General features: G+C 58.2%; 10 protein-coding genes. 8 read left to right on the forward strand and 2 right to left on the reverse strand.

Annotated elements, in window-relative coordinates:
* From P0D80_RS47985 to P0D80_RS48020, 8 genes are all read left to right on the forward strand, one after another.
* On the forward strand, positions 1–238 hold a 238-nt coding region (locus P0D80_RS47985), incomplete at its 5' end, for a hypothetical protein (RefSeq protein ID WP_408295241.1).
* Between the two features lie 55 nt (positions 239–293).
* Entirely contained in the window at positions 294–884 is a 591-nt protein-coding gene (locus tag P0D80_RS47990; protein ID WP_408295244.1) for a hypothetical protein, read from the forward strand.
* Positions 885–971: 87 nt separating this feature from the next.
* Positions 972–1,310, forward strand: coding sequence for a hypothetical protein (locus tag P0D80_RS47995; protein WP_408295247.1), 339 nt, complete (start codon positions 972–974; stop codon positions 1,308–1,310).
* Positions 1,311–2,138: 828 nt separating this feature from the next.
* Positions 2,139–2,480 (forward strand): DUF3876 domain-containing protein, encoded by a 342-nt coding sequence (locus P0D80_RS48000; protein WP_408295250.1) that lies wholly within the window; start codon positions 2,139–2,141, stop codon positions 2,478–2,480.
* Between the two features lie 130 nt (positions 2,481–2,610).
* On the forward strand, positions 2,611–2,880 hold the full coding sequence (locus tag P0D80_RS48005) for a hypothetical protein (protein WP_408295253.1): 270 nt from the start codon (positions 2,611–2,613) through the stop codon (positions 2,878–2,880).
* A 32-nt stretch (positions 2,881–2,912) separates the two neighbouring features.
* The gene (locus P0D80_RS48010) at positions 2,913–3,254 is read left to right on the forward strand and encodes a hypothetical protein (RefSeq protein ID WP_408295255.1); all 342 of its coding nucleotides are present in this window, start codon (positions 2,913–2,915) and stop codon (positions 3,252–3,254) included.
* 94 nt (positions 3,255–3,348) lie between these two features.
* Positions 3,349–3,591: a hypothetical protein gene (locus tag P0D80_RS48015; RefSeq protein WP_408295258.1), complete on the forward strand. Its 243-nt coding sequence runs from the start codon at positions 3,349–3,351 to the stop codon at positions 3,589–3,591.
* 57 nt (positions 3,592–3,648) lie between these two features.
* Positions 3,649–4,026 carry a hypothetical protein gene (locus tag P0D80_RS48020; protein WP_408295261.1) on the forward strand — a complete coding sequence of 126 codons (378 nt, stop codon included), beginning with the start codon at positions 3,649–3,651 and terminating at the stop codon, positions 4,024–4,026.
* A 358-nt stretch (positions 4,027–4,384) separates the two neighbouring features.
* On the opposite strand, the gene P0D80_RS48025 is transcribed toward P0D80_RS48020, so the two are convergent.
* Both P0D80_RS48025 and P0D80_RS48030 read right to left on the reverse strand, forming a co-directional pair.
* Positions 4,385–5,590 carry an IS91 family transposase gene (locus P0D80_RS48025; RefSeq protein ID WP_408295264.1) on the reverse strand — a complete coding sequence of 402 codons (1,206 nt, stop codon included), beginning with the start codon at positions 5,588–5,590 and terminating at the stop codon, positions 4,385–4,387.
* Positions 5,591–5,598: 8 nt separating this feature from the next.
* Positions 5,599–6,477, reverse strand: coding sequence for a tyrosine-type recombinase/integrase (locus tag P0D80_RS48030; protein WP_310127049.1), 879 nt, complete (start codon positions 6,475–6,477; stop codon positions 5,599–5,601).
* Positions 6,478–6,559: the final 82 nt, after the last annotated feature.

Genomic DNA, 6,559 nt, shown 5'->3' on the forward strand with positions numbered 1-6,559 from the left:
TTACATCCTTGCACTCGTCGCTGCTATCGCATTCGGTCTTAACCAACGTACAACGGCCGACGCCGATAAGGAGCCGCAGCTATCGGCTGCTCGGGCCGCGAACGAGCAGATTCAGTTGGCGATGAACGAAAGCAAATGCGGCGACCAAGGAGAGCTGGAAAGCCTGTGTACGCGCCTGAAACAAGCGCAAGTGGATGTTGACAACACGATATACCGCATAAACGGCGGTCATGAATAGACCGAATCGGAAAAGCGCTCTCGCCGTTAGCGTGGGCCAAACTGGAAAACAGAACATGGCAAAGTTTGAGGAATCGTGGGAGATTCAACGGACTAGATCCGAGGATCATCACGATCTGGCCGCTGCAGCGTACGCGGCCGCAAAGATGCATCTTGAAGCGATCGTCCCACTGACAACGACTTATAACCCGCAGAGCAATGTCGAGCTGTATGCCCGCATTCGCGCCTTCTTCTGGGAGCTGATGGCCGCTTACGATTTGATGCACGTCTGGGCCAATAGCTTCTATCATCTTGAAGTGAAGCCAAAGCGGTTAAGGCCAGAGGAGGTGCAGAGCAAGATGAAGGGTGAACCTCGATGTGCGAATGCGTATGCGGTGTTATCGGAGGCTGAGAATTCCGCGTGGCTGTTCGAGGCTCGCACGTATCGGAACTACGCGCACCGATCATACGTCGAGGCCCAACAACTTGTCGTTCAACGGGACAACAGTGCATTCACGCAATTGCTGCCATCGAGAAAAGGGCAGACCGAAAAGGGAATGAAGCTAATCGAACCACAGCTAAGAGAATACCTTTCCGCGATGGACCAAGTTGGCAAGAAGCTTGGTGCAATCAAGGTCGCGCCAACCCAAGCTGCGCTTCAAATCTAGTCGTGGTCGGGCGGCTTACGTTCCGTCAGGCAAAGGGTTTGTTATTGTGCAACCGCGAAACACTAGCCAGACACACCGGAAGAGCATATGGACCAGACCGTCGATGACAACAGCCGAGCCGTGAATGTGCTCTATTGGGTTTGCTTTGTCCTATTTATGCTTTGCATGCTGTCCATGTGGGGCGCGGCCATTTTGGGGATGATCGGCGCGGCGGTGTGGGCGTTCGGAATGCCGAGCTTTGTCGAAGTGCCAAGCGACATGATGATTCGATATTCCCTTATCCCCGCTGGCGTTTTGGCGAGCGTGTGTGCCGTGTGCGCGGTTGTGCTTGTCTGCTTGAACACTGGACTAAATCAGGTTAGCGCGCGCCAGCACGCACGCGCTGCGATCCGGCGTGCGCGCAATGGTGTCCGTCCGAGACGTTAAACAATCGGAAAATCGGTTCTGGCCACAACAAGGAAAATTGAAATGCAGCCGCGAAAATTTTGGCGATCGCTTATGGAAACGTGGGACCGCTTCGACAGCGCAACCCTCGACAGTGACGGAAATCCGATCCCGGTTCACGGCGCGCTTACGTGGTTGATATCTGGAATCGCTATGGGCTGCGTCTGCGTCGCGTTGGGGGGGGCTGCTTGCATTCGTTGCGTGGTATGTCGTCGGTATGTCGGCGGTTTGGCAAGCCAGCGTTGGAGCGGTGTTGATCATGCTTGGGATTTGGCAGATTGAGGTTGGTGTTCGACAAACCGCCACGTATCTCCGCGACAAAAAGGTTCGAATCCGCACGGCGATTGCTTCGAACTCGAAAACGTAGGAAAAGAAGGACGCACCATGCGCATGTTGACAATCTGTGCTCTAGCAATCCCTGCGCTACTGGCGAACATGAGCGCTAGTGCGGCAGACGCACTGCCGACTGTTGTCGTCTCGTGCACTACACCACGTCCAGATTTCCCCCGGCAGGTGTCTCTTGATGTCTATGAATTCTACGGTACGAGCGCGTCATCTCGATGTGTGTACACCAACAAAGGAGCCGGTCTGCGGGACATGGAACAGGTCGTTGAGCAGACAGCCACACAATGCCATGCCAATGTCAAACAGCAAATCTTGAGTGGCATTCAGTGCACGAGTCTGAAGTATTAGCACTGTGAGACAAATAGGAAAAGCGCGCGCGCCCGGCGCGCGGGCCACACAGGAAAACAACCGGCGCGCGAGCGCCCCGCACCGGCCGGCCGCCGGCTACAACATGAAGGGAAAAAAATGCTTCGGGGTTTTATTGTTTCGCTAGCTGTCGGCGTTGTCGTGATTCTTGGCGGCTGCGGCAAGAAAGACCGTGACCAGTTTGTCGGCAAATGGGAAAGTCAAGGGCGGAAGGAAACCGTGGAAATCTCCAACAATGGAGATGGCTTTTTGATTGTGGACACACATCCGAACTATTTGGTTGGCGGCACGAAAACCGACAAAATCCCGGCGACGTATCAGAACGGCGTGCTCCAGGTTGCGACAGGTTTCGGTACGGCGAATGTCGGCTACGACAAAGAGCACGATACTTTGCTCATGCCTACTATGGGTGGAAGTGCCGAATTGACTCGAGTCAAATAGGCGACGTTTCCGTAGCTTTCTTGATCCGGGCCGTTCGCGATAAAGGCAATGCGCGACCGTGCCAACGGAGAATCAGTTGGCGCGAGAGCGCCCCGCCACGGCCGGTAGCCGACATACAAGGTTTATTGAAATGGAAATTCTGTTCATCGGTGGCGTTGCTGACGGAGAGACCTACGATCTTCCTGGCAACGTTATGCAGTCGCGTCATTCTTTCAAGCCTTCGGGAGACTTTGCGTCCGATTCGCTGCGCCATCACGACTATGAGCGCCAAGTGTTCCTTGTTCGTCATCGTCACGCTGAGAAGGACGAAGGCGCGCAGTTTATGGTTTGGAACGGCCTTCCGAAAAGCGCTGTCGATACGCTGGTCGAGGCACGCGCCGGGGTGAAAGTGGTGTCGTAACGAAGACACGGAAAAGGGAACGCCACAATCAGATGAACCAAGGGCTCACGAACATATCGCATCCGATCTCGATCGCACTTGCCATTGCGGGGCTCATCGTGGGCCTGATTGCGGCGTGGTATTGGCTGCGCTCGGCACGCGTGCCACTAGCTTTGCACGAAGGCGAGGCTTACGATACAAACGCGATCGAACCGGTTGAGTTGGATCTCAAAGTGCTTACCTGGCATGCGGAGCAGTTCCGAGCGAATCAAGCCACGTGGGAAGCGCAGGTCCGTGCGAGCATGGAGATCGGGCGCTTGAACGCGATCGCCGCGGTGTCGACAGCGATAGCCTTGGGGCTCAGCACAGCGTCGGCCGTGATCGCGGCCTTGTGATGAAGCGCGTGTTGCGAGCCGCTAAGGGTAGCGTGACTAACGCGACGGCGCTCTCACGTGGCTTGCCAACGACGAGTTGTAGGAAAAGCATGCAATGAAATCTACGGTGATTGCGGTTATCTCATTAGCTGCTGTCATGCCATTCACCGCGTCTGCGCATAGCGTTGAATGGTATGCGGATAATTTGCCGGAGGCGCAGGCAACCAATAAGCGTTGCACGGAACACCTCAAGCAAGTTGGGGCACTCTCGAAGGTCGAGATGGAAGAATGCCAACGAGCCAGCACGGCCCTTCTTCACGCGACGAGCTTTGTCCCAAGTAAGCCTGTCTCGTATTGATCGGAATAACCCGGATCAGGCAGGCACGCTGTGAAAGTTCAAACAAGGAGAATGCGAATGACGAAATACCGATGCGAAAGCGTTACCGACGTCGCTTCTGGCAAGGTTTATATTGAAGTCTTCTATCCGGCCGATTCACGTCAAGTGTTTCGCACAAGTCCGGCCAACTTCGATGCGCACGAGGCCGCAGAGCGTGAGTTCACCCAGTTCGCCAATGCCGTATTGCCCGACTTCACCTCGTTACCCGCAGACCCGGATAACCAGGGCTGGGTTCTCGGCTTCGCGTTGGTAAAGAATTCGCCTTGGCACTTTGGCGGAATCTACGCGGAAGAAGAGATGGCCGCACATGTTGCGGCAAACCTCGGAGGAGACTACGAGGTCCACTATGGATCTCACAAGCCAGATTCAGACGACTTTATGCGCATCTCGCGATAAGGCAGAGGATTTTTTGGTTAGCGATCGCGGCCGCAGAGTCATAACGGAGCCGATCAGGATCAGCCCGCGAGCGGTAACTAAAAAACCATTTGTGCTAAGCCGCTCCGCAGGCGGTGACCGCTATGGGCGTTGAATGACCACTGCGGTAATTTCTGCTGTCCAGCGCGAGCGGCCGCAACCGGACTTCCAGCGATCGCGCAAAGCCTCGCACGCGGAAGACTTTGGAAAGTAAGCGCCGGCAGGCCAGTGACCCGCAGTTTTGGCATATTCTGACGCGATCGCGGATCGATGGCGCGAGTGCGGCTGCGTTAGCCTCGTCGGGAAAGGCAAACGTGTGCGGAAACAGATGTGGTGGCAACTAGCGCGCATGGTCAGGACCTGGCGGGGCTCGTGGAAGGCTGCCGGGCATGTCTTCGATGCGAAGCATGTGTCCCTTGCCACATACGGGGCAGTCGCGTAGTGACTTGCCGGTGAGTCGCTGGTAGCGCTCACGGTAGTCTTCCCCGGGCTCGGCTGCGGCAGCAGCGGGAGCCTCGACACCGAGCAGTTGCCTGCAGGTGGCGAGCTTGTCGGCACGGTGGCAGTTGGCAAGCCACCCGTAGCTGCGGATGCGCTTGAAGCCGTCAGGCAGCACATGCAGCAGGAAGCGACGGATGAACTCGTCGGCCGTGAGCGTCATGGTGCTGTGCCGGGCGTCGTGCCGGTAGTCTTTCCAGCGGAACTGTACGGCGTGTCCGTCAAAGCCCAGCAGCCGGTTATTGGAAATGGCGACGCGATGGGTATAGCGGCCCAGATAATCGAGCACGTGTTTGGCCCCGCCAAAGGGTGGCTTGGCGTAGACGACCCACTCTGACCTGGCAGCGGGCGCAAGCCAGGCAGCGAACGCGCGGGCATCATGCAGCGGCTCGAGCTGGCCGTGCAGGCGAAGCATGCCGGCATCGAACGCGCGGCGCAGCTGCTCGAGGAACAGCCGGCGAAAGAGCCGTGAGAGCACCCGCACGGGCAGGAAGAAGCCGGGGCGGCAGGCGATCCAGCGTTCGCCGTCCGGGGAGATACCACCACCAGGCACGACACAATGCACGTGCGGGTGGTGGAGCAGATTCTGCCCCCACGTGTGCAGGATCGTAATGAAGCCGATCTCGGCATCCAGGTGCTTCGGATCGGCGGCGATCGTGCGCAGTGTCTCGGCGCTGGCGCGAAACAGCAAGTCGTAGAGAACGCGTTTGTTCTGGTACGCGAGAGCCGCGATGGGTTCGGGAAGTGTGAAGACGACATGGAAGTATTCGATCTCGGGAAGCAGCTCGGCCTGCCGGCGCTCGAGCCATTGCGCGCGGGCGAGCGACTGGCACTTTGGACAATGTCTATTGCGGCACGAGTCGTAGGCGATGCGCTGATGGCCACACGCATCGCACTGCTCGAGATGGGCGCCAAGTGCGGCGGTACGACACAGCTCGATGGCGCTCATCACGCGCCGCTGGACACGACTGAGCCCCTCGGCATGGGTTTGCCGATACTGTGGGCCACAGCGGCGAAATATGTCCGCCACCTCGAGCGCCGGACGCATGGTTGCGCTCAGAAATACTCGGGCGCAGGAGGCGGAGATGGAATGGGTTCGGGATGCGGGAGCAGGTCGAAGGGACTGGTGGTGGCGCACACGGTGCTGGTCGCGATGCGTAAGTAGCGCGAGGTAGTCGATAGGGACCTATGGCCCATCAGCAACTGGATCCTTCGTACGTCAGTACCCGTTTCCAGCAGGTGCGTGGCGAACGCGTGCCTCAAGGAATGTGGCGTTATTGGCTTCTTGATGCCGCTGCGCTCCCGTGCAAGCTGGCATGCCTGGCCGACGGCATCGCGGCTGATGGGTTGTCCGGGAATGTTGCCTGGAAACAGCCACTCGCGCGGGTGGGCGTCGTGCCAGTACGTTCGCAGGATCTCGAGCAGCCGCGGCGAGAGCATCACGTACCGGTCCTTGCGATTCTTGCCCTGGTTCACACGGATGACCATGCGCTTGCTGTCGATGTCAGTGACCTTCAGGTGGACGACTTCCGACACCCGCAGGCCCGCTGCGTAGGCAACCATCAGAATGGCCCGGTGCTTCAGGCCGGGAATGGAGTCGAAGAAGGTGGTGATCTCCTCGAAGCTGAGGATGACCGGTAGTCTCACGGGCTTCTTCGGCAGCGGGAAATCCTCGTCGCTCCAGTCACGTTTGAGCGTCACCCGGTAGAGGAAACGCAGTGCGCCGATCGTTGCGCCGAGACTGGCGGGTGCCAGCTTGCGTTCTTCGCGAAGGTAGATGAGCCAGGCGCGGATCTCCTCGGGACCCAGCAGTTCGGGCGAGCGGCGGAAGTGCCGGGCGAAACTGCGTACCTGAATCAGATAGGACGTCTGGGTATTATCCGCAAGGTTGCGGATCTGCATGTCATGCAGCATGCGTTGGCGCAGCGGCGTCATGGCGAGCCTCCTGGAAACAGTGGGTGAATGCCCAACCGGGCGTTCACATACTGCTCCTGGCGACACCGCTCACCGCCTCGCT

The organism is Paraburkholderia sp. RL17-373-BIF-A (assembly GCF_046030175.1).
Lineage (GTDB): Bacteria > Pseudomonadota > Gammaproteobacteria > Burkholderiales > Burkholderiaceae > Paraburkholderia.

What these genes read in the sequence shown, in the direction of transcription:
- P0D80_RS47990 (WP_408295244.1), top strand. Translation starts at nt 294, where the DNA reads ATGGCAAAGTTTGAGGAATCGTGGGAGATTCAACGGACTAGATCCGAG.
- P0D80_RS47995 (WP_408295247.1), top strand. Translation starts at nt 972, where the DNA reads ATGGACCAGACCGTCGATGACAACAGCCGAGCCGTGAATGTGCTCTAT.
- P0D80_RS48000 (WP_408295250.1), top strand. Translation starts at nt 2,139, where the DNA reads ATGCTTCGGGGTTTTATTGTTTCGCTAGCTGTCGGCGTTGTCGTGATT.
- P0D80_RS48005 (WP_408295253.1), top strand. Translation starts at nt 2,611, where the DNA reads ATGGAAATTCTGTTCATCGGTGGCGTTGCTGACGGAGAGACCTACGAT.
- P0D80_RS48010 (WP_408295255.1), top strand. Translation starts at nt 2,913, where the DNA reads ATGAACCAAGGGCTCACGAACATATCGCATCCGATCTCGATCGCACTT.
- P0D80_RS48015 (WP_408295258.1), top strand. Translation starts at nt 3,349, where the DNA reads ATGAAATCTACGGTGATTGCGGTTATCTCATTAGCTGCTGTCATGCCA.
- P0D80_RS48020 (WP_408295261.1), top strand. Translation starts at nt 3,649, where the DNA reads ATGACGAAATACCGATGCGAAAGCGTTACCGACGTCGCTTCTGGCAAG.
- P0D80_RS48025 (WP_408295264.1), bottom strand. Translation starts at nt 5,590, where the DNA reads ATGCGTCCGGCGCTCGAGGTGGCGGACATATTTCGCCGCTGTGGCCCA.
- P0D80_RS48030 (WP_310127049.1), bottom strand. Translation starts at nt 6,477, where the DNA reads ATGACGCCGCTGCGCCAACGCATGCTGCATGACATGCAGATCCGCAAC.